This window comes from Ensifer sp. SSB1 (genome assembly GCF_016652895.1).
Lineage (GTDB): Bacteria > Pseudomonadota > Alphaproteobacteria > Rhizobiales > Rhizobiaceae > Ensifer.
Genome location: NZ_JAEPRP010000085.1, coordinates 1 through 21,358, shown reverse-complemented (window position 1 = coordinate 21,358; position 21,358 = coordinate 1). Strand labels below are relative to the sequence as shown.

The 21,358-nt window shown below is 56.8% G+C and carries 23 protein-coding genes and 2 pseudogenes; 13 read left to right on the top strand and 12 right to left on the bottom strand.

From position 1 onward, the window contains the following. Window positions 1-37: 37 nt before the first annotated feature. Entirely contained in the window at window positions 38-340 is a 303-nt protein-coding gene (locus I8N66_RS20810) for a DUF982 domain-containing protein (RefSeq protein ID WP_113541092.1), read from the top strand. Between the two features lie 974 nt (window positions 341-1,314). Here the strand turns inward: I8N66_RS20810 and I8N66_RS20805 are convergent. Further along, entirely contained in the window at window positions 1,315-1,524 is a 210-nt protein-coding gene (locus tag I8N66_RS20805) for a hypothetical protein (RefSeq protein WP_113541094.1), read from the bottom strand. A gap of 439 nt (window positions 1,525-1,963) precedes the next feature. Between I8N66_RS20805 and I8N66_RS20800 the strand changes: the two genes are divergently transcribed. Next, complete coding sequence (locus tag I8N66_RS20800) at window positions 1,964-2,203, top strand: chromate resistance protein ChrB domain-containing protein (protein WP_365887609.1); 240 nt, start codon at window positions 1,964-1,966, stop codon at window positions 2,201-2,203. Window positions 2,204-2,654: 451 nt separating this feature from the next. Here I8N66_RS20800 and I8N66_RS20795 read toward each other — a convergent pair. After that, window positions 2,655-2,774: pseudogene (locus I8N66_RS20795) on the bottom strand (proline/glycine betaine ABC transporter ATP-binding protein); the annotation flags it as partial. Window positions 2,775-2,931: 157 nt separating this feature from the next. On the opposite strand from I8N66_RS20795, the gene I8N66_RS20790 reads away from it, so the two are divergent. The 4 genes from I8N66_RS20790 (at window position 2,932) to I8N66_RS20775 (ending at window position 6,102) form a co-directional block, all read left to right on the top strand. Further along, window positions 2,932-3,321: a hypothetical protein gene (locus I8N66_RS20790; RefSeq protein ID WP_113541096.1), complete on the top strand. Its 390-nt coding sequence runs from the start codon at window positions 2,932-2,934 to the stop codon at window positions 3,319-3,321. A 67-nt stretch (window positions 3,322-3,388) separates the two neighbouring features. Continuing rightward, the gene (locus I8N66_RS20785; RefSeq protein WP_291157191.1) at window positions 3,389-3,892 is read left to right on the top strand and encodes a DUF3833 family protein; all 504 of its coding nucleotides are present in this window, start codon (window positions 3,389-3,391) and stop codon (window positions 3,890-3,892) included. 3 nt (window positions 3,893-3,895) lie between these two features. Beyond that, window positions 3,896-5,224: an MFS transporter gene (locus I8N66_RS20780; protein WP_291157189.1), complete on the top strand. Its 1,329-nt coding sequence runs from the start codon at window positions 3,896-3,898 to the stop codon at window positions 5,222-5,224. 71 nt (window positions 5,225-5,295) lie between these two features. Beyond that, the gene (locus tag I8N66_RS20775; RefSeq protein WP_291157187.1) at window positions 5,296-6,102 is read left to right on the top strand and encodes an SDR family NAD(P)-dependent oxidoreductase; all 807 of its coding nucleotides are present in this window, start codon (window positions 5,296-5,298) and stop codon (window positions 6,100-6,102) included. 6 nt (window positions 6,103-6,108) lie between these two features. On the opposite strand, the gene I8N66_RS20770 is transcribed toward I8N66_RS20775, so the two are convergent. Genes I8N66_RS20770 through I8N66_RS20760 form a run of 3 tightly spaced genes read right to left on the bottom strand, consistent with a single transcriptional unit; the run spans window position 6,109 to window position 9,487 of the window. Continuing rightward, the gene (locus I8N66_RS20770) at window positions 6,109-7,323 is read right to left on the bottom strand and encodes a cyclopropane-fatty-acyl-phospholipid synthase family protein (RefSeq protein ID WP_291157185.1); all 1,215 of its coding nucleotides are present in this window, start codon (window positions 7,321-7,323) and stop codon (window positions 6,109-6,111) included. Beyond that, window positions 7,320-8,117 (bottom strand): DUF1365 family protein, encoded by a 798-nt coding sequence (locus tag I8N66_RS20765; protein WP_365887601.1) that lies wholly within the window; start codon window positions 8,115-8,117, stop codon window positions 7,320-7,322. The genes I8N66_RS20770 and I8N66_RS20765 overlap by 4 nt, the downstream gene beginning before the upstream one ends. Then, window positions 8,117-9,487, bottom strand: a complete 1,371-nt coding sequence (locus I8N66_RS20760) for an FAD-dependent oxidoreductase (RefSeq protein WP_291157181.1) — start codon at window positions 9,485-9,487, stop codon at window positions 8,117-8,119. Before I8N66_RS20760 ends, I8N66_RS20765 begins: the two co-directional genes overlap by 1 nt. A gap of 76 nt (window positions 9,488-9,563) precedes the next feature. On the opposite strand from I8N66_RS20760, the gene I8N66_RS20755 reads away from it, so the two are divergent. The 3 genes from I8N66_RS20755 to I8N66_RS20745 are packed head-to-tail and all read left to right on the top strand — an operon-like array spanning window position 9,564 to window position 11,362. Next, a complete protein-coding gene (locus I8N66_RS20755; RefSeq protein WP_365887598.1) occupies window positions 9,564-10,277 on the top strand; it encodes a sigma-70 family RNA polymerase sigma factor in 714 nt (237 codons plus the stop codon). After that, window positions 10,274-10,945: a ChrR family anti-sigma-E factor gene (locus I8N66_RS20750; protein WP_291157179.1), complete on the top strand. Its 672-nt coding sequence runs from the start codon at window positions 10,274-10,276 to the stop codon at window positions 10,943-10,945. The genes I8N66_RS20755 and I8N66_RS20750 overlap by 4 nt, the downstream gene beginning before the upstream one ends. A 12-nt stretch (window positions 10,946-10,957) precedes the next feature. Then, window positions 10,958-11,362, top strand: a complete 405-nt coding sequence (locus I8N66_RS20745; protein WP_291157176.1) for a DUF2177 family protein — start codon at window positions 10,958-10,960, stop codon at window positions 11,360-11,362. Between the two features lie 51 nt (window positions 11,363-11,413). Here I8N66_RS20745 and I8N66_RS20740 read toward each other — a convergent pair whose 3' ends face one another. From I8N66_RS20740 to I8N66_RS20720, 5 genes are read right to left on the bottom strand one after another with little or no spacing between them, the layout of a single operon-like run. After that, entirely contained in the window at window positions 11,414-12,175 is a 762-nt protein-coding gene (locus tag I8N66_RS20740) for an ATP-binding cassette domain-containing protein (protein ID WP_365887607.1), read from the bottom strand. A gap of 32 nt (window positions 12,176-12,207) precedes the next feature. After that, the gene (locus I8N66_RS20735) at window positions 12,208-13,326 is read right to left on the bottom strand and encodes a M14 family metallopeptidase (RefSeq protein ID WP_291157172.1); all 1,119 of its coding nucleotides are present in this window, start codon (window positions 13,324-13,326) and stop codon (window positions 12,208-12,210) included. Beyond that, window positions 13,323-14,063, bottom strand: a complete 741-nt coding sequence (locus I8N66_RS20730; protein ID WP_291157170.1) for an ABC transporter permease — start codon at window positions 14,061-14,063, stop codon at window positions 13,323-13,325. The genes I8N66_RS20735 and I8N66_RS20730 overlap by 4 nt, the downstream gene beginning before the upstream one ends. Then, window positions 14,060-14,749: an ABC transporter permease gene (locus tag I8N66_RS20725; RefSeq protein ID WP_291157168.1), complete on the bottom strand. Its 690-nt coding sequence runs from the start codon at window positions 14,747-14,749 to the stop codon at window positions 14,060-14,062. The genes I8N66_RS20730 and I8N66_RS20725 overlap by 4 nt, the downstream gene beginning before the upstream one ends. Window positions 14,750-14,803: 54 nt before the next feature. Next, the gene (locus I8N66_RS20720; protein ID WP_291157166.1) at window positions 14,804-15,574 is read right to left on the bottom strand and encodes a transporter substrate-binding domain-containing protein; all 771 of its coding nucleotides are present in this window, start codon (window positions 15,572-15,574) and stop codon (window positions 14,804-14,806) included. 72 nt (window positions 15,575-15,646) lie between these two features. Between I8N66_RS20720 and I8N66_RS20715 the strand changes: the two genes are divergently transcribed. The 3 genes from I8N66_RS20715 (at window position 15,647) to I8N66_RS20705 (ending at window position 19,223) form a co-directional block, all read left to right on the top strand. Beyond that, on the top strand, window positions 15,647-16,561 hold the full coding sequence (locus tag I8N66_RS20715; protein WP_113541110.1) for a MurR/RpiR family transcriptional regulator: 915 nt from the start codon (window positions 15,647-15,649) through the stop codon (window positions 16,559-16,561). Window positions 16,562-16,965: 404 nt separating this feature from the next. Beyond that, window positions 16,966-18,513, top strand: a complete 1,548-nt coding sequence (locus I8N66_RS20710) for a cryptochrome/photolyase family protein (protein ID WP_291157163.1) — start codon at window positions 16,966-16,968, stop codon at window positions 18,511-18,513. A gap of 14 nt (window positions 18,514-18,527) precedes the next feature. Continuing rightward, window positions 18,528-19,223 carry an SDR family NAD(P)-dependent oxidoreductase gene (locus I8N66_RS20705; RefSeq protein ID WP_291157161.1) on the top strand — a complete coding sequence of 232 codons (696 nt, stop codon included), beginning with the start codon at window positions 18,528-18,530 and terminating at the stop codon, window positions 19,221-19,223. Window positions 19,224-19,383: 160 nt separating this feature from the next. Here I8N66_RS20705 and I8N66_RS20700 read toward each other — a convergent pair whose 3' ends face one another. Further along, window positions 19,384-19,941 carry a fasciclin domain-containing protein gene (locus tag I8N66_RS20700; RefSeq protein WP_291157207.1) on the bottom strand — a complete coding sequence of 186 codons (558 nt, stop codon included), beginning with the start codon at window positions 19,939-19,941 and terminating at the stop codon, window positions 19,384-19,386. Window positions 19,942-20,293: 352 nt separating this feature from the next. On the opposite strand from I8N66_RS20700, the pseudogene I8N66_RS20695 reads away from it, so the two are divergent. Beyond that, window positions 20,294-20,881 (top strand): annotated as a pseudogene (locus tag I8N66_RS20695) (TspO/MBR family protein). 280 nt (window positions 20,882-21,161) lie between these two features. Here the strand turns inward: I8N66_RS20695 and I8N66_RS20690 are convergent. Further along, window positions 21,162-21,358 (bottom strand): ferrochelatase (locus I8N66_RS20690; RefSeq protein ID WP_291157159.1); only part of this gene is annotated, 197 nt, incomplete at its 5' end.

The following is a 21,358-nucleotide window of genomic DNA, read 5'->3' as shown; positions in this document are numbered from 1 at the left end:
GTTGGTGTTGGTGCCGCAGCTATTCAGTGAGGTAGATATGCACACGAAGATGTTTGACCGGCCAGTTTACCTGCGTGAAAGGAAGGATCTGGTCCTCGAAATCACGAACCTGGACGATGCGATCGATTTCCTTGAGGAACGGTCTAAAGGAGATCGCGACATCATCCACGACGCAACCCTGAAGACGTGCTACCTGGCGCATGACGGTCACAAGCCAGTCGAAGTTGCGCGAGATGCGCTTCGCTCCTTCGCGAAAAGGAAGGGCATACTCGTGAAGGCCCCCGCGGTGCTCCCCTGGATGATCAAGGCAAGGTCCGGTGGCGGTCGGATCTCACCGTGAACTAACCTTCCCGCGAGAGGCTGCGTTTGTGGCCTCTCACTGGCGTTTCCCGACGATGCCATTATACGACCCCAACCGCACAAACCGGAACTCGGCCGTCATCGATCGACCATCGATCCTGTCCGGCGCAATACGTCTACTTCCAACGGTTAGTGACGATATCTGCAGAGCAGCGTCAGCCTTTGAGGAAACGTGCGCGCACGCCCATTGCGCGAACTGGTGATGGAGCCACACAGACCCCTAAGCCCGCCGGAATGGCGGTAGTCCTCATGCCATTCAGCACCCGCCGGTCATCGACATGGCGGACACCTCGTGACTTGTTGGGAAAAAGCGGCTTAATCACGCGCCACTCGAAGTCGGTAGGCCGTATCGGCTCATGCAAAACCTGAATCACGTTTTCAACACTAACGGAGGGCGAGCGGTGCTCGATTATGAACATGGCTGCTAGACGAGGGGTCACAAGATCATCGAGCAGAAAGCCTCATTCCTCTCTGGCCCCTCGTGCCCAACTTATCTACAGCCTTTGGGCTGCGGACTACGGAATGCGCAACGCGGGCGATCTTACGACTGCCGCCAACCTTCATCCTACGATCTTGGTTGATGGACAATCCGCCGCGCGGGAACTCAGGCTCCCTCAAGCGACGGCAGCTTTTTCACTCACATCTGAGGAGCTTGAACGACTGTATTTCGATCATTCGACTACATCATCGCTGATGATCAGGGCCGTCTGACCAGCACCGTTAATGGGTTCACGGCGTAGTTTTTTGATGTGCGACTTTCTCGGCGTTTGGTTGTAGTTCCGAAGAACTCCTACCGGCCGGCATAGCAAGATTTCCGAGCCGGCCGGCACTGATCGGTTCAATGGTCGGCCTATTCCCGTCTCTGTGATGTGGCGCAACGGTCGTGACTGACAGCGTCGGCAGCGTCGAACTGACCCTCGGCTTCTGGGCCCGTATCGTCGCTTGGTCCTGTTCTCAGTTCAGCGTTGCCTCGGCGCTGTCGCTTCGCGACACCTCGGCGAGTAGAACCAGTTCATCCACTTCTTCGAGAATATCGCCATGGCCGGCGGTCTGCTGCAGGTTGCCGCGTTCGGCGCAGCCACTGGGGCCGGCTGAACAAGCCTCACAGTATACATAGATAAAATTCGACCTCTCGCATCCGGATTCTTCGTAAAGCTTTGGCAATGCAGCTTGTCGCGAAGCAAAACACTTTATGTTAGGATTTCAACATGTCTGTTTGGCGTGGGAGGAAAATTTGTACGTCAAGACTTCCGTCAGATTTCATCGGGGTCTAGTGCTCGAATATCGGACATTCCGTGGATAGCAAGGGCCGCCCAATCTCCTAACTGCGATAATGGTCGCGCAGGCGGCATTAAGCTATTCTTTCCTGATTTCTGAGTGGCCGGCCATGAGTATCGGGCAGCACTGGCATAACCAGGGGCCGAAGAAGTGACTACCGATGGAGAACGCAGGCTGGCGGCAATTTTCATTGCCGATGTCGTGGCTACTCACGACTTGTAGAACTTAATGAGGCGGCAACGCTCGCGGCGGTCAAAGATTTGCGTCGAGCCTTGTTGGAGCTCTTGATCCACGAGATAATGCCGCCAGTGAACTACGCCCGAACATAAGCTTCGAAGTCCTCCTGAAAAAGGCTGCCATCGCAGATCCGGCTCTGCAGGCCATTTCGGAGATCGTGCACGACATCGACCTGAAGGACGCGAAGTTCGCCCGCAAAGAGACACACGGCATCGCCAACCTGATCGCCAGGATTTGCGCCGCCAACACTCAGGACGAGCAACGGATAGCCCAGGGCGGCCCGGTGTTCGACAACCTCTATCAGTACTTCCGCGCCACACGCGCATAGCACGAACATGAGCAGATGCGTGATACCCAAGCTCTCCACCATAGAGAGACGATGCCGGCCGAGCTGCCCGCGCTTCGCTCGGACGCAGCAGGAGTCCGAAAACGTCAGGCGCAGATATGCCTAAGGCGCGAGACATTCCTCGCATATGCCACAAGCGTCGACGTCCATACGTGAGGCTGGGAACTGCTTTTGACAACACAGGCACGTCGCGGTGCTCCGTTCGTCACGCTTTATGGGCTTAGGCGGAATGATTTCGATTAGACGATCGGTAGGAAGTTTCAGTACCACTTGGTCCATCTCGAGGCTCCATGTCGAGGATGGAATATGAGATAGGAAGCACCGGAGCTTGTGCAAGAGACTCCTCTCAAAGAGTCTTCACTGACGCTTTCATCGGTCATCCACCAGTGAAAGGCTGATGCCAATCACAAGCCGAAGCACCCAGCGCGTTGGCGACCGTCTCGACGTTGATGACGCGGGCACGGTTCACTTCCCGAACAAAGCTGGCTATGTAATCGTCTGCCAGGTTCATCACGATGTCCTGCCCCGTGCCCTGTTGCACAACTTCCCCATCCCAGTAGCGCGCCACGGTCCCGGACGAGCGACAGACGTCGACGTGAGCGGCCAAAAGCTCACGAAATCCAAACAATATCGGGTAGCAGAAATGATCCAACCCCACCTCCTGCTCGTATCGAATGCTGATAAAAACAACGAGAGCAAACGAACCAGCCATGTTCCGAACTGCAATAACAATCGCAGCTTTGTTCGCGGCTACTGCTTCAGAGGCTGCCGCGGAGCGATACAAAGCAAACGAGATCGGGGGAGAGATCGTCGGCCGGCGTATCTTCCTTGAAGCCCCCCTCGGTGGGGAATTCCCGCTCAACTATCGAAGGAGCGGCAGTGTCGACGGTGACGGCGAAGCTTTAGGCCTCGGTAGGTTCGTCAAACCCAAAGACACCGGCACTTGGTGGATACAGTCTGACCGCCTCTGCCAGAGATTTCGCACCTGGTACGACGGGCGCTCCATGTGTTTCGAGCTATATCGCGTCGATGGAGAGAGACTGAAGTGGATCCGCGACGACGGAAAGACCGGCATAGCCCGAATAGGTCCTGAACTTTGAAGTGGCACCGGATACGGGAAATGGAATGGATGCTTATGCTTTGCAACGGATTTGAGAGAGGAGAAGCATGCACACCTTCAGTGTTTTTCTCACGGCAGTCGCTATGAACCTCGCATTTATCAAACCAGCGGCCGCCGAATCCTTTTCGCTTGAGGGTTTCTTTACGGGCAAGTCGATCGCGGAAGGTAGCTTTCACAGCATCACCGGGGTCAAGAAGTCATTCCAGGTTCAGTTGCTGGGCAAATGGGATGGTCGAACCCTGACGCTTAGGGAAGATTTCACGTTCGATGACGGCACTCGCGATCGCAAGACGTGGCGGTTCATCAAAGATGGACCCGGCACGTATTGGGGTATGCGCGAGGACGTGATCGGAAAGACCGAGGTGCGGATTAAGGATAACGTCGCACGCTTCAGCTATCTGGTCTTCCTGGACCCGGAAAACCGCAAGAACAAGGTGCGCTTTCACGACACAATGAGATTAAACAATGATGGCCGGGTACTCAACACCGCCTACGTGACGAAGATCGGACTTCCGGTTGCCTGGACACGTGTAGAGTTCAGGAGGCGGTGACGGATGGGCGGAGCATTTTGCAGAAGCGAATCCAGGTCATCCACCTCGACGCTCATCCTCTATGCGCTACCAGCGTTTCCGCTGGCGGCGCTCGCCTTGCCGCTTTTCGTGATTGTCCCAACGTTTTACTCCGAAGTGATCGGACTTCCTATCGCGGCAGTTGGCGGCGCACTTTTTGCCATTCGTGTTCTTGATGCGGCCAGCGATCCGATGTTCGGGTGGCTCGCCGACCGTTGGCCTGGGGCCTGCGGTCGCCGTCGCGGCTTTTTTGTGGCGTCGATCCCGCTGACTGCAAGTGCCGCGTTCATGCTTTTCTGGCCGCCCCAATCGGTCGGACTGGGCTATCTGGTTCTATGGGGCGGGCTTTTGTCACTTGGCTTTACCTGGACATCTCTTCCGTACACTGCCTGGGGCGCAGAACTTTCAAGCGACTATGCCGAGCGAACACGCATCGCCGCTTTCCGCGAAGGGACGACACTGATCGGCACCTTAGCGGCCATAAGCCTCCCTTTCGTTTTCAGGCCGACAGCCCGCACTGGTGCGGAGGGGCTAGAGACGATAGCCATCCTGGTCGCGGTGATGCTCCCGATCACAGGTCTTGCGGCGTTCGCCTTCGTTCCTGAACCGTTTAATCGGTCGAGGCGGGAGCCTGGATTGGTGCAAAGCCTCGTTTTCATGTCGAAGAACAGGCCCTTCCTGCGTCTCATCGCAGCTTTTCTTTTGAACGGCTTTGCCAACGCAATCCCAGCTACTTTGTTTCTTTACTTCGTCTCAGAGCGTCTCGGCGCACCGGATTGGCGCGGCCCGCTTCTCCTTCTCTACTTCGCATGCGCTGTCATCGGCGTACCGATCGCGTTGAAGACCGCAAGGCGGTGGGGCAAGCACAAGGCGTGGAGCAGCGCCATGATAGCGACGTGCGCCATATTCGCGCTATCTGGATTTCTCGGAGACGGCGATCTGGTTGCCTTCGGTGCGATATGCGTTTGTACCGGCCTTTTGCTCGGCTTCGACCTGGTCTTGCCGCCGTCCATGCAGGCAGACGTAATCGACAATGACACAGCAGTCACCGGCTCTCAGCGGACGGGCATGTATTTCGCCGCGTGGGCGCTTGCCACAAAGCTCTCGCTCGCGGCAGCCGTGGGGGCGGTATTTCCGTTGCTGAGTGTGTTTGACTTCGATCCAGCTCAAGAACGTTCGTCGCCCCACGCGCTCGAGGGACTTTCGATGCTTTACGCCTGGTTACCGATCGTTCCGAAACTCGCAGCAATCGGCCTCATGTGGCGTTTTCCGATCGATCGCGTGGCCCAACGAGACCTTCTTGGCCGCATTTGACGGTATTGAGCTCGTCTACGGCTGCCAGGTTGATGACACGTTTTCCCTATCGCCCACTGAGGTAGGTTTCCATGACTATCGGTCGCGATTTAATCAACAATCACGCCTTCCACGAGACGGATCGTCGAAAGGTGGCGTGGGTTACCGGCGCAAGCTCCGGAATCGGTAAATCGCTTGCAATTCGGTTGGCACTCGATGAGTGGACCGTAGCCGTGAGCGCACGGAACACCGCTGGGCTTGAGATGCTCGCAAAATCGCTGGAGAACAAGGTCCATTCTTTTCCCCTCGATGTGACCGACCGCGAAGCGACTGAAATCGCCGTACGCGACATTGAAATGCGCCTAGGGCCTATTTCCTTGGCGGTTTTCGGCGCGGGCACGTACCGGCGCGATAGCCTGTCGACCTTCGACGCCGCGGCCATCGGAGATATGGTCGGGCTCAACATCATGGGAACCGTGAACTGTTTGCAGGCAATTATGCCAGCGATGACAGCGCGCCGGTCGGGGCGGATCGCAGTAATGGCGTCCGTCGCGGGCTACACGGGCCTTCCTGGGGCCGCAGGCTACGGCGCGACGAAAGCCGCGTTGATCAACATGTGCGAAGCACTTTATCCCGAACTGGAAAGGCAGGGCGTTCAGATGACAATCATCAATCCAGGATTTGTCGATACGCCTTTGACCCGCCGGAATGACTTCCCAATGCCCTTCCTGATCTCGTCGGAAAGTGCGGCGGAATACATCAAGCGCGGGCTTGAGCGAGGACAGTTCGAGATCGCATTCCCTTGGAGGATGAAAGTGGTCTTGAAGCTATTGAAGGCCCTCCCTCCAAGCCTGCGGTTCGCCTTGACGCGCCGAATGTTGCGTCAGGACGAAACCTGACATCCGTCACTTGGATTCCAGCCGGAACTGGTAGACATCGATGGTACCGTTGCGAAAGCCGGCGGCGCAGTAGTGAAGGTAGTAGAGCCACAAGCGCTTGAATCGTTCGTCGAATGCAGCGGATTTAATTTTGTGCCAACTCTTGAGGAAAGCACCTTCCCACATGAGCAGGGTTTTTTCGTAGTCACGGCCGAAGGAAAATGCGTCCCGCACCAGCAAGCCAGAGAATACAGCCTCCCGCCTGAAAGCTGCCGCAGAAGGCAGCAAGCCACCGGGAAACACATGGGTTTGGATAAAGTCGGCGTTGCGCCGGTAACGCTCAAACCTTCTCTCATCGATCGTAATCACCTGGATCAGCGCTTGTCCGCCTGGAGCGAGGTTTGCTCGGAGCTGAGCGAAGTAAACCGGCCAATTCTCCTCTCCGACGGCTTCGAACATCTCTATGGAGACGATCTTGGTGAAGCATCCTTTGCAATCTCTATAGTCCTGCAGCCGCACCTCGGCCAACGGAGACAATCCCTTGTCTGCCAGCCGAGCTCTTGCAAAGTCGTCCTGTTCCTTCGACAAAGTCAGCCCGGTAATGCGACACCCCGTGCGCGAGGCAGCGTACTCCATAAACCCACCCCAGCCGCAACCGATCTCAAGAACATGGTCTTGCGGACCGATTCGAAGCTCTTTTAGGATCCTGTCGTACTTAGATTGCTGGGCCTCACCGAGTGACTGCCCTTCCCGCTCAAAGATAGCGGCAGAATACGTCATCGTCTCATCGAGCCATGCGCCGTAAAAACCGTTCCCGAGGTCGTAATGGAACGCGATATTTCGGCGGCTCCCGGCGCGGGAGTTTCGTCTGAACAGATGCCGGAGGTAAGCGAGGCGGCTTAGTAACGGGCGAGACGCGAGCGCGGGCTTGAGGGTCTCGTCGTTGGCAAGCGCCAGATCCATGAGCGCGCCCAGGTCTGGCGTCTCCCAGTCCCCATCGAGATAGGATCGCGAAAACCCCAGGCTGCCGCTGGTTAGCATACGCCAGACCGGTCTTGCGTTCCTGAAGACGATCGCTGCAGTCGGACCAGGGACGTTCCCCTTGATCAAATGCACCGCCCCGCACGGGAACTCCGCGCGTAACTGCCCGCTTTTGATACGGGCAAGCCAACCGCATACTATTCTCTGCCACAGCGGGCGACCCGATATTGGCAACGCCGCACCCCGATCAAGCTCGCTCATGCCAAGGTGTCTTTCTGTTCAAAGCGGGAGACAATCGTTGTAGCGACCAGCAGGTCCGCCGGTTGATGACGATGCACGGGCATGCCCTTTAGCCAGATTTTGAGCGCCTCCCAATGGATCGCACCCATTACTTTTACAGTCATGAGGGGGTGTTTTAGGAACGTTAGAAAAAGCCTCTTATCCGAGATCTCTTCCCTTTCACCGGAAAATACAGCCGTGAGAAGTCGCCCGTCACAATCGTTTTCGGTTATGCCGACGAACACGGTTTCCCCCGGCGGCCTGAGGTTGAACTCGTAGCGGCAATCCATGGGTACAAACGGAGAAACGTAAAGTTCTTTGACGCACGACTGCCGGATCGCTCCGCCTTGGTCGTCGCTCACCGGAATGACATAGGTATGACGTTCGTGGAACGTGTTGCAGACCTCATAGAGAACGGCCCGGACTTGGCCATCGCTTGCCTCACAGTAAAAGACGGTCAAAGGGTTGAAGACGTAGCCGAGAATGCGGGGGTAACATAGTACACGGATACGCAGCTGCTTCGCGTCCACCCCGGCCTCAGAAAGCTGGCGTTCGACCCAGCTGCGAAGCGCGCCTGCTTCACCATTGCCGTGATCGCTGTCGCGAAAGCTGAAAAGAGCCCAGCGATTATGGCTGAAAAGGCGCAGCTTGCGGTCTAAGGACTCCAACTCATCCAGATCGAGGAGCAGCGAAAAGACCCTGTAGGAAAGCCTATGCCGGCGGGGCCGAAACCGAACGTGCCACACTTGCCCGCTGTAAAGAGCCGACCTTGACATCATTGAGCCGCCGCGTAACCGATCTCCGAGGGGATCCGGTCAGAATCGTCACGGACCGCCCACGGACGCCGCATGCCGGAGATCGCCTCGGCAACCGCAAGCCCGGACTGCAAGCCGTCCTCATGGAATCCACTGCCGAAGTGCGCCCCGCAAAACCAGACACCGCCGCGTCCCTGGAGACGCCAAAGCTCCTTTTGAGACACCAAGGCTCGATGATCGAACAGAGGATGGTCATAATCGAATGTCGCGATTATCCGCTCACTGGCTATCTTTTGATGCGGGTTCAGCGTCACAAAAAGCGGTGTCGCCGGATCGATGCCTTGCAATCGGTTCATCCAATAGGTCACACAAAGCTGGCGCTCACCGCAATCGTCCGACGCGCCAATGTAGTTCCAGCTCGACCACACGTTTCGCCGTTTGGGCATCAATGAGGTATCTGTGTGCAGAACCACCTTATTGCTCGTGTAACCGATCGCCGACAACAGCTCTCTTTCACGTGCGTTAGGTTCCGCAAGCATCGCCAAAGCCCGGTCGGCGTGAGTTGCGATGACAACATCCGTGAACGTGTCACGATTGCCATCACGATCGGTTATGATCACGGTCCCCACCTCGCGGCGGATCTCCCGGACTGCCTTTCTTGTTCGAAGCTCGCCGGAATAGTCCGACATTAGCCTGTTAACATATTCTCGGCTTCCGCCGGTCACGGTTCGCCAGCGAGGCCTGTCCGTTAATGCAAGCAAACCATGACTGTCGCAGAACCGAATGAAGGCATGCAGGGGATAATCTCGCATGCGTGTGGTGGTTGTAGACCAAATCGCAGCGCCCATGGGAAGGAGATGATCGGTAATGAAAGCCTGGCTATAGCCATTCTCGTCAAGATACTGACCCAGTGTCTTGCCAGCCAGATTCCGGCAATTGAGGGCCTTGGGAGCGGCGCGATAGAAGCGCAAAATGTCTGACAATATTCTCCAAAAGCGCGGACGAAGTGCGTTCAACGGCTGAGCAAACAAGCCTGTCAATCCAGAGCCCGAGTATTCGAATGCCCCGCCATCCAACGACGCGGAGAACGACATGTTGGAGGCTTGGGTCGGGACGTTGAGGTGGTCGAACAGCGCTACGAGGTTGGGATAGTTGCGATCGTTATAAACAATAAACCCTGCGTCGACGGGAACCGGCCCAAAAGCCGTGGGGGCCACAACTGTATTGGCATGACCTCCGGGCTTGTCGCCGGCCTCGTATAGCACCACCTCCAAGCTCTTACCGAGTAGCCAGGCCGCGGACATCCCCGAAATACCGGCGCCAATCACAGCGACACGCCGTTGCCCGAATTCACCCCTCATACCCCGATCAAACCGCATGTCGTCCCTCATTTTGACCAACACCTACGAACGCACTACGAAAAAATCTCCCGATCGGATTGATCACCTTGCAAAATCTTGAACAACAATGATCCAAGAAGCGGGAGGCATCGTAACTGGTGCCATGGAGACAATTCTTGCGATTTCGGCTACCGCTGTTCCAGATATCCCATTTGTTCGACCTGGGCATGAGCGCCTGGTCGGACTTGGGAGGGATAAGAAGCGTGGACGCATGATAGAGCCGGCCGAGGAACTGACTAAAGATCAAGCCTGCTCTCTGCTTGAGGCAGTTGGTCGCAAGCGAGATATCGAATCTTTCGAGGCGCTGTTCCGCTATTACGGCCCGCGCGTTAAGGCCTATATGGCGCGCCTGACGCGTGATCCAAACGTTGCAGAGGAATTGATGCAGGAAGTGATGATCACCGTTTGGAACAAGGCAGGCCAGTTCGAAGCGAAACGTGGTAACGCAGGTACGTGGATCTTCACGATTGCCCGTAACCTTCGTATCGACGCCTACCGCAAGAACCGGAGGCCGGATTTCGACGTCAATGACCCCGCATTTGTGCCGGACGATGCAAAAAGCGCGGAGAACGAGCTGGCGGAACGCCAGGATGCGACCCGGTTGAAGGACGCCATGAAGGACTTGCCTCAGGAACAAATCCAATTATTGACGCTGTCGTTCTTCGACGATTGTTCTCACAGTGCGATTGCCACCAAGCTGAACCTGCCGCTGGGAACGGTGAAATCGAGAATCCGACTTGCCTTTGCGAGGCTTCGGACTGCGCTGGAGGACGGAAAATGAATATCCGTCATCATGTGAGCGACGAATTGCTGGTGGGATATGCATCCGGCACGCTTGAAGAGGGTTGGCGGCTTGCTGTTGCTACGCATCTTGCCCTGTGCCCGAACTGCCGGGCAAGGCTGACGCTGATGGAAGACGCCGCCGGAGAGCTGTTTGAGAGCATATCGCCAGTGCCAATCGAGGTCTCGTCGTTCAATCGGTTGAAAGAGCGCATACGAGCCGGGGAAGAAAACCGTAGCGTCTCGCCGAGGGAGCCAACGAAAGTAGTCAAAGTCGTTTCGCCACCAACCATCCCGGAGCCATTGAGATCCTATCTTGGAGGAGATCTGGCGGAGCTGAAATGGAAGTCCCTGGGACGTGGCGCGTATCATATTCCGATCGAGCTCGCCGATCGGTCGACAGCGGCGCGTCTGCTTCGCATACCTGCTGGAAAACCGGTGCCTGAACACAGTCACGGAGGTCGCGAGTTGACACTGGTGCTCAGTGGCAGTTTCAGTGACGGAGAGCTCTTGTTCGCCCGCGGCGATATTGAGGAGGCAGACACGAGCGTTCGACACCAGCCCCTGGCAACGCCTGAGCAAGATTGTATCTGTCTGGCAGTAACCGACGCGCCGCTCAGGTTCTCGAGCTGGTTCATGCGTTTGCTGCAGCCCGTGCTTCGGATCTGATCGGAGCGACCGATGACCTACGCGATATCCTACGTGGCGACAGCGATCGTGTTCCTCGGTTTGGACTTTTTGTGGCTGACTGGGTCGTCGAATTTCTATCGCAGCCGAATTGGAGAGCTTCTGCTCGGCCATCCAAATCTCATTGCCGCCGCTGCATTTTACCTCATTTATGTCACCGGTGTTTCATATTTTGCCGTCATACCTGCGCTCAGCTCCGGACGTTGGACGATGGCGCTTGTATCGGGCGCTCTGCTCGGCCTTGTCGCTTTCGGCACTTACGACATGACCAATCTGGCGACGATCAAGGGGTGGTCGTTGCAAGTCAGCTTGGTGGACATGGTGTGGGGCGTCTTCATAACCACGGCATCCGCTCTCGCCGGATATTTTTCCGTTTCGACGGTACAAAAGTTGATGTGACCGACTTCTCCAGACCACTCTACCTCGGAGATTGAGGCGGCCAGAGCGGGATCAACTCATATCGCGCGAAGATAGAAAGCTTCGAAGACGTTCGGAACTCGGATTGCTCAAAACATCGCGAGGATCGCCCTGCTCTTCGATCACACCCTGGCTCAGAAAGATGACATGATTGCCAACGTCGCGGGCAAACGCCATTTCGTGGGTTACGACGATCATCGTTCTTCCCTCCTCGGCCAATCGCCGCATCACCCGAAGCACCTCGCCGACAAGTTCGGGATCAAGCGCCGAGGTTGGCTCGTCGAAAAGCATGATCTCCGGTTCCATTGCGAGCGCCCGGGCGATTGCTACTCGTTGCTGTTCTCCCCCTGAGAGAAAGGCCGGAAAGGCGTCCCGGCGATGCGATACACCGACTTTTTCCAAGTACGCATCGGCTCGCTCAGCGGCCTCGGCGCGGTTTATCCCCTGCACGCGCATTGGCCCCAGCATCACGTTCTCCTTCGCCGTCATGTGGCTCCACAGGTTAAACTGCTGAAAAACCATCGACAAACGGGAGCGCATCGAAGCGAGCCTCTTGGCGTCATGTACCATCAGGTCACCATTCGACGCCTTCCTCAGGTCAAGTTTTTCTCCCTGAAACCGGTAGCTGCCCTCGGACGGGTGCTCCAGGAAATTGAGGCATCGCAAGAACGTGCTTTTGCCGGAACCGGACGCGCCGATCATGGAAATCACATCTCCACGCCTCGCGCTGAGCGAGATGCCTTTGAGCACCTCGACAGTCCCGAACCTCTTTCGGATGTTGGTCACTTCGAGCATCGCCGTCATAGTCTGTCTCCGTGTCTTGGCGCTCATGGGCTTAAAAGTGGACCGTTGCGGAACACATCGTTGCCGGCGATCTTGCCGAGACGTTTGCCTCGCTCGGCAATGCGGCTGTCAGCGCGTGCGTAGAACACGCCTGATGTCTGGGCCTTTACGGCTGTCACCGTGCCTGAAAGCGGGTCGATGATCTCAGCGATCACATCACCAGCGCTTACGTGATGGCCAAGGTCGAGTGCGTAGCTCACCACCCCCGCAGACGGTGAAATGACAGCTTCTGAACCGGCAAGGGGCGTGGGCTCGCACAGTTTGGCCGGCGCTTTCCCCGCCGAACCCTTGACGACCCCTAGATCGCGAAGGAACTCGACGATCGCTTGCGCGTCGCTGCGGGCACGTCGCCTATCGACATCGCTTCGACCGCGCAACTCAACGGTGGTCGATGCGCAGCCGAGCGGGATGTTCGCGTCTGGCAGCGCTCTTGCCAGGTCCAACCATGGGCGCACGAGGGCCTCGTCGAACGGATTAAGTCCTGAGATCTCAGCAAGCAGCACTGCTCTTGCGTGAACGCGCGTCGCCAGCGACGAGAATGTCTGGGCGAAATGCGGTTGGGTGTAGAGATGAACCTCGGCTTCCCCGTCGCAATGAAGGTCCAGCACATAATCGGCGTCGATCGCAAGTTTCATGAGGCATTTGCGAACATTGTCCGAAGGGGTGACGACGTCCCATTCCTCAACCAGTGCCATCAACTCGGCGCGTATGGCGGCCATGTTGGCGCTGGCGTCTCTGCCTAAGCGGTCAGAAAGTCGGGGGGGCAGTTTAGGTCCGAAATCGGGATAATGCCGGTTGAAGTTCCGTCCGTCATAGAGATCGAAACGGCCTTCCTGCTGACCAAGTGAAAATTGGGACAGCCCGACCGGATTGGCAACCGGAACAACCCTAACGCGGCCCAAGATCGCGTCGTCCGCCTCAAGCATCGCCAACGTCTCGCAAAGCGCATGCGCGACGATGATGCCGGGAGCCTCGTCGGCATGGAGACCACCTTGGATATAGACGAGCGGCGTGTCTCCCTGCCGCCCGAATTCGACACATTTCAAGCGATGCCGCGTGCAGGGTCCCTGACCTTCGATTTCAAAGATTGTCTCTTTCATCATGCAACTTTCGGATTGAGGCGCTCGGCTGGCTGCTCTTTGGCGTTCGGAACGTCTGAGCGGGACAGATGCCGCAAAAAATGCTTCTCGAGCCGGCGGAACAAAGTGGTGAGACCAATGGTCAGACACAGATAAATTACGGCGGCGACGCCGAAGGATTCCGCCAGGACCAGATAGTTGGTGTAGACGTCCCGGGCGACCCGCATCACCTCGACGATCGTCACCGTGCTGGCAAGGGCGGTGGCATGCATCATCATCACCACCTCGTTGCCGTATTGGGGCAGCGCGCGACGCCAGGCCGATGGCCAGATCACGTATCTAAGGACCGCCGCGCGGCTCAAGCCGATCGATCGTGCCGCTTCAATTTCGCCTGGCGCTGTGGTTCGGATCGCGCCGGCGAATATCTCGGTCGTATAGGCGACGGTGTTGATCGTCAGCGCAAGCCACGCGCAAAACCACGGAGAACGGAATAGCGGCCATAGCACGCTGCTGCGCACGAATTCGAATTGGGCCATTCCGTAGTAGATGACAAACAGCTGAACAAGAAGCGGCGTGCCGCGGATGACGTAGGTGAACAACCAAACCGCGCGAGAGAAAGGCGACCGCGACGAGCGCACGAGTGCCAGGGGAACCGAGATCGCAAAACCGCTGACGATGACGGTTGCCAACAGGATCAAAGTGTTTATCAGACCGCCCGCGAATGCCGGCAGGTTATCGACGATGATTTCCCAGTCGATCATGCCGCACCTCCGCTGCGAACACCGCGTGAGGATACCTTCTCAAGCGCTCCGAAGAGGAGAACCGAACATGTGGTGACGGCGAGATAGATGAGGCCGATCAGCGCGTAGAACGTAAATGGCTCCCGCGTGGCCGCAGACGCAAGCCCAGCCCGGTGGACCATGTCGTCGAGCCCTATAATCGACACCAGGGCTGTCGCCTTCAACATGACCAACCACGTATTCGTCAGGCCGGGCACGGCGTGCCGTATCATCTGCGGCAGCAGAATGTATAAGGCCACCTGCCAGCGGGAAAGACCGTATGCAAAGCCAGCCTCTATTTGCCCCGCCGGCACGCTGAGTATCGCTCCCCTGAACGTTTCGGTCAGGTAAGCTCCGAATACAAATCCGATCGTGCTAACGCCGGCTATGTAGGGGTCGACATCGAGATAACCCCACCCATAGGTTTCAGAAATGGAATTTAGCAAGATCTGGCCGCCATAGAAGACCACGAGCATAACGAGCAGATCCGGCAATGCGCGCACCGTCGTCGTGTACGCAGTAGCCGACAATCTTGCCGCCTTCCCGCCGTAGACCTTTGCGGATGCGCCAATCAGGCCAATAACACAAGCGATCGCCAGTGAGACCGACGCCACGCTGAGGGTCACACGAAGCCCCTCCAGAATCATCGGTAGATAACCTTGGAACATGGAACAGCACCCCTTGCAATCGGCGCCACCCAGGCGCCGATCGCGGGAAAAGAACTACTTCTTTGCCGATTGCGGCGTCACGTCGAAGTCGAAGTATTTGCCCGACAGCTGCTTATAGGTACCGTCGGTCATGATGGAAGACAGAGCGGTATCTATTTCCTCGCGCAGAGCGCCATCTGACTTACGCACGGCGATCCCGACGCCGCCGTCGGCGTCCTCGCCCAGGAAGAGGGTGTCTCCGACTTGCTCAAAATCCTTTCCTTCGGGCTTCTTCAGGAAAGATTCGGCCGAAACAACCGACGATCCGAAGGCGATGTCGCCGCGGCCCGCCGCCAGTTCCAGGTAGACGGCCGGTTCCTTGTCCACCGCCAAAACGGTGCTCTCGGGGTAGTTCTTCGCAACATACTCGGCACGCGGAGAGTTGCGCAAGACGATGATCGTCTTGCCTTTTAGCTCTTCCGGCGACCAGCTCTTGTAGTCACCCTTGCGCGCCACCCATCGCGACGGGACGTCATAGTAAGGGTTGGAAAAGTCGACGACCTTCTTGCGCTTTTCGTTGATCGTCATCGAAGCCACGATGATGTCGAACTTCTTGGCATTGAGCGCCGGGATCATCCCGTCCCATTCCTGCTGCACCATCACGCAGTTCTTCTTCATCTTCGCACAGATCGCATTTGCGATGTCGATATCGAAGCCGGAGAGCGTTCCATCGGGAGCAACTACGGAAAAGGGCGGATAGTTTCCTTCCACGCCTATGCGGAGATCCTCTGCAAACGCAGTGCCGGCGAGCATCGTTGTGGCAACGATTGAAGCGAGAAATTTCATTCGCATGCGATTTCCTCCCAAAATCAGCTAAGCTAACTTCTCAATGGCAGGAATTTTTCATAGAGTCAACAAATGAAAGAAAATTTGCATACACCCCACACCTGGAACGCAGAAGCCGATCGCCGCTTTGCGACCTCTCCTCTAGGCCTGGAACTTAGCAGTCTCCTGCGGGACGGATCAGCGTCTCAGCGGGCACTGTCCGGTTTTGTGCTGAGGGACCCGATGTTCGTGGCAACGCACGGCATCGAGGAACTCGCTTCCGCAACGGGAACTTCGGCTTCGAGCGTCAGCCGTTTTGTTCGAGACCTCGGATTGGCGAGCTTTTCGGATTTTCGCTCGTCCACTGCCGCTATGGTGAGCGAATTGATTGCGCCTGTCGCCAAGCTCGATGCGTCGATCAGAGACCTCGATAAACGTAGCCAGGGTGTCGAACTTAGCATCGAGGTGACGGGCTCCAACATCGACGCGCTCAAGAGCCCGCAAACCGCCGAATACATACGCCTTGCTTGCGGCGACATAAGAGCGGCTCGAAGGGTATTCGTGATAGGCTTTGGCCTTTCTGCGCACCTCGCGGCAATGTTGGTCCTTTCGTTGCAACCTTATCGCGACGAAGTTGTAAATGTCGCTCAATATGGAGGAACGGAGTCGGCTGCCGCGCGCGCGATGTCGATTGGAGAAGGCGACGTACTGGTGGCAATATCTTTTCCCAGGTATTCCAGGGATGTTGTGGAGATCGTCAGATATGCGCGTGACAAAAAGGCGAAAATTGTTGCCATAACGGATTCTCCAGCCGCTCCGCTTGCTCAATTCGCCGACCGATTGCTTCTCGCGCCATCCAGACACCCGGTTCTTTCGGCCACAAACGTCCCGGCCATGGCAATCATCGAAGCCCTGGCGTCCGACTTCATGCTGGCGGATCCTGACAATGTCAGGCGAGCGGAGCAACTTGCCAAGGCTATTTCATCGTACCTTACTGAGGGGGATTGACGCGCCAACCATCCCCTTAAGGCCAAATGGATCGAAGGTAGGCGCTCTTCGTTTATAGGTCTGCTTGCCGAGGGTCCACCCAACGCATGAGCACCGATGACCGCCTGCAATTACGCAGATTAGACTGGATGCTCAGTCGAAAGGCCATTTGATCCTGTGGAGACCTGCGATGCACGGCCCCCCGGCTGCAAGCTAATCAGCGCTTCAAGCCATTAGGTGAGCTGAAGGGCGCGCTCGGCGCGTGTGAAGCCTCTCTGTCGATATCAGGAGTGAGCCGTTTCATCTATCAGACCGGCGCGCCTTTCCATATGTGATGAAAACCTTCGCGGCCACACCAGGCGCTAATCCAACGAGCCGTTCCCCTCGTAATTACTCTTGGTTATTTCAAATGGTGTCGTCTCAACATGAACCGCTGTCGCAGACTGATTTTCATTTTTGGCGACCATCTGTCCCACAGGATCTCAAGCCTGGATGGGGCTGATCCGCAAAGAGATGTCGTCCTGATGTGCGAGGTGGTAGAAGAGGCCACCTACGTGAGGCATCACAAAAAGAAAATTGTGCTGATCTTTTCAGCCATGCGGCATTTCGCGGATGAATTGCGCATCCGAGGATTTTCAGTGCGTTACGTGCGGCTCGACGATGCGGACAATTCAGGATCCTTCACCGGCGAACTGAGCAGGGCTGCGGATATGCTTTCACCGGACTGTGTCGTCGTGACCGAGCCCGGAGAGTGGCGTGTCCGCCAGGCGGTTTCGAGTTGGCAGTCTATGTTCGGGGTTCCAGTCGATGTTCGTCCCGACGCCCGTTTCTTATGCTCCCATGAGGAGTTTACGGCTTGGGCAGACGGGCGGCGAACACTTACCATGGAGTTCTTCTATCGCCACATGCGTCGTAGAACCAATCTTCTCATGCAGGGAGACGATCCTGTCGGCGGCCGTTGGAACTTCGATTCGGAAAACCGAGCCCCCGCCAAATCGGACCTTTTTCGGCCTGCTCGACTGCAATTCAAGCAGGACACGATAACCCGCGAAGTCATCGATCTCGTGGAATCCCGCTTTTCTGGACATATGGGTACGGCGGAAGATTTCAACTTCGCGGTGACTTGCTCTGATGCTCAAGATGCGGCTGGCGTTTTCATTCGTGATTTTCTGCCGCTTTTTAGCAAAACGCAGGATGCGATGCTGAAAGACGACGCCCTCCTTAATCACTCCGTCCTTTCACCGTACTTGAACCTGGGTTTGCTCGATCCCTTCGAGCTTTGCAAAGCGGCGGAACGCGCCTACTCCGAAGGCAGCGCGCCGCTTAATGCCGTCGAGGGCTTTATCAGGCAGATCATTGGTTGGCGGGAATATGTGCGCGGAATGTATTGGCGGCTCATGCCGGAATACGCCCACCGGAACGTCTTCAAGGCATCGCGTCCGCTACCCGACTTCTTCTGGACGGGAAAGACGGACATGGCGTGCCTTTCGACGACGCTCAAGGACACTATCGACAACGCCTACGCGCACCACATACAGCGTCTGATGGTGACCGGGAATTTCGCTATGCTTGCGGGTCTTGACCCCTTTGCGCTCCACGAATGGTATCTGGAAGTCTATGCAGATGCCTTCGAATGGGTGGAACTCCCAAATGTAATTGGGATGAGCCAGTTCGCGGATGGCGGCTTGCTGGGATCAAAGCCCTATTGTGCCAGTGGCGCCTACATTTCCCGCATGTCGGATTATTGCGAGGGCTGCAAATACGATGTCCGAAAGAAGGCCGGAACGTCCGCCTGCCCGTTCAATTCTCTCTTTTGGGACTTTCTGGACCGCCATGCGGAACAGCTTTCTACGAACCGGCGGCTTCACCAATCTTACGCCACCTGGAGGCGCATGACGGAGGACCGGAGAAATGGCTATCGGCAAAGTGCCAGCACCTTCCTGCAACGTCTGGACGAGGGTCTTGGTGTTTAGAGGAGGATTGTAAGATGCCGCTCGCGTCACTTGCTCAAGGATACCGCGCGGTTGTTTTGGGAGCGAGCGGCGGCATCGGAACCGCAATCGCCGGCGAACTCCGGTCCGATCCCAATTGCCTGCAGCTTGTAACGCTCTCGCGTAGGGAAAATGGCTTCGATATCACAGACGAAGAGAGTGTCGTTGCGGCAGCAGCGGAGGCTGCAGACGGGCTGCACCTTGTTTTTTGTGCGACCGGGGGACTTGTTGTCGATGGAGTCGGCCCTGAAAAATCACTCAAGCAAATCGACCCCCTTGTGATGATGCGGCAATTCGCGCTGAACGCTATCGGACCAGCACTCGTTCTCAAACATTTCGCGCCGAAGCTCGCCCGCAGGGAACGCAGCATCTTCGCCTTTCTGTCTGCCAGAGTGGGGTCGATCGGAGACAATCGCCTTGGGGGCTGGATATCCTACCGGGCGTCGAAGGCTGCACTCAACCAGATCGTCCGCACAGCTTCCGTAGAACTGAGCCGCACCCATCCGCGCGCGGTAGTCATCGCGCTGCATCCAGGAACGGTCGCGACAAAAATGACGGTCGACTACTCCACCCACCACCGCCAGCTGAATCCGAGCGCGAGCGCATGTGCAATGTTCCAGATGATTGATGGATTGACTGCGGAAAACACCGGAGGGTTCTTTGCCTATGATGGGCTGCCCATTGAGTGGTGAACATTGTTACGCGGCATAGAACTTACATCTTGATGTGCACGGCGAAAACGTCCGGTGATTTCAAGCGTCGTTGTGATGCTGAGCATCGCAGGGAGCGATCCGACCCGTTTGCCGCCGACGTGGTCGGCGGCAAAGGCGTGGGGCAACGCGACCGCTTTTGTCACGCGTTGGGAAGCAGGACCTTGTCGATCACATGAATGACACCGTTCGATTGCTTGACGTCGGCGACCGTCACGGTGGCCGTGCCACCTGTTTCGTCGGTGAGTGTGATCTTATCGCCATCCATCTTTGCCGAGAGCATGCAACCGCCGACGGTCTTGACCGGATGGTTCCCTCCGTCGTCGGCAATCATCTTGCCGATCGCATCGGAAAGCGCATTGGCGGCAACGACATGACACGTCAGGATTTTGGCCAGCTTTTCTTTGTTTTCCGGTCTCAGCAAAGTGTCGACAGTGCCGGCAGGTAAGGCTTCGAAGGCTGCGTTCGTCGGTGCAAACACGGTGAACGGACCAGCACCTGAAAGCGTTTCCACCAGACCTGCGGCCTTTACTGCTGCAACGAGTGTCGTGTGGTCCTTTGAATTCGCAGCGTTTTCCACGATGTTCTTGCTTTCGGACATGGCCGCTCCACCGACAGTAGGATTGTCGGCATTCGCGGTGAAGGCTACGAGAGCGAAAATCGACGCAATCACAGTGGTACGTTTAAGGGACCGTTTCATTTCGTCAATTCCTCCTTGCAGGCCCGCACCATGCGGGCGTTCCCAGCCGGACGTTGTCCAGCACAATCGTTACGGCATCTTGGCCGCATTGGATCACCGCTGCGCCCAACGTGATTTTGACCGCCGTCGCCGCAAGCCGACTTTCAAGAAAGGATGCCTTCAGTGAACGAGCGCGAACGCGATCTGCGGCTGCTGCCGCGCGCAAGGTATCGATCTACAATTGCAGATCCAATGACCAGGCTCGTTCGTAAAGGGAAAAGGCAGCGTATCCACGCACGGTAAAACTCTCGAGGGCCCGGTATCAGAACTCCAAAATGACGAGGTTTGGTCAGCGGTGGACGGAATAGAGGATATGGGGGTGCTACAGAGAACTGCGAACCAAAACCGTAGCTGGATCCAGGCACTTCTGCTCGCGATTTTGCCCGTTGTCGCGACATCCATTCTTGGGCAATTGGCGACCTACCCGAACATCGAAAGTTGGTATTCGACGCTACAGAAGCCGAGTTTCAATCCTCCGAATTGGGTGTTTGCTCCGGTCTGGACGACGCTTTACATCCTTATGGCTTATGCTGCCTGGCGGCTGCTGAGCCTGCCTGCCAGGACACCGGGCAGGTTAGCGACACTGACCCTATTTTATGTCCAGCTCGCTCTCAATGCGTTGTGATCATGGATGTTCTTCGCCATGCAAAGTCCGATCGCCGGCTTAGGAAACATCATCGTGCAAATCGGGTTTATCCTCGCAGCGATCGCGCAGGCCTGGCGGGTCGACAAGACAGCCGCGCTTTGCCTCGTGCCGCTGGCGGCGTGGGTCGCCTTTGCATCCGTACTGAATTTTGCGATCTGGTTCCTCTATTCAGGCGCTGGTGCAGAGGGCATAGGTTTTCTCGCTTTTACGCGAGCAACCCTTTGGACGGTTCAAATCTGCTGGGTGATTAGCTAGATGAAGACGTCGTTAGCTAAGATCGATCGGGGTCGCGTGGCTGTTGCTTTGCCTCGTCAGCGAGAACAGCTCCGCGCCCTGTAAGGCGAGCAATACGATCTTCTTTTCGAGACCTACGCACTCGCCGCGATGAGGGTCGACGAACTTTTGAGGAAACAGTCTCCTGAGCAAGACCTTGTAAACGAGTATCGCGAAATATGCCTGGACATCCAGGAAGACATCACGTTGCTGCTTGGAAGTCTGCAAAGGCCACCCGGATGAATGCGGGGCGACTTATCCATTAATCTTGCCGGTTCCCCTGAAGCCAGCCGGCAAGCTCGCGGCGCACGACATGCTCGAGCACGGCCATGCCTTCGGCGCTGTCGTTCAGACAGGGGATATGGGTGAACTTCTCACCGCCATTGTGGTGGAAGCTTTCGGCTGCCTGTTCGGCGATCTCTTCCAGCGTTTCCAGACAGTCGGAAACGAAGCCGGGAT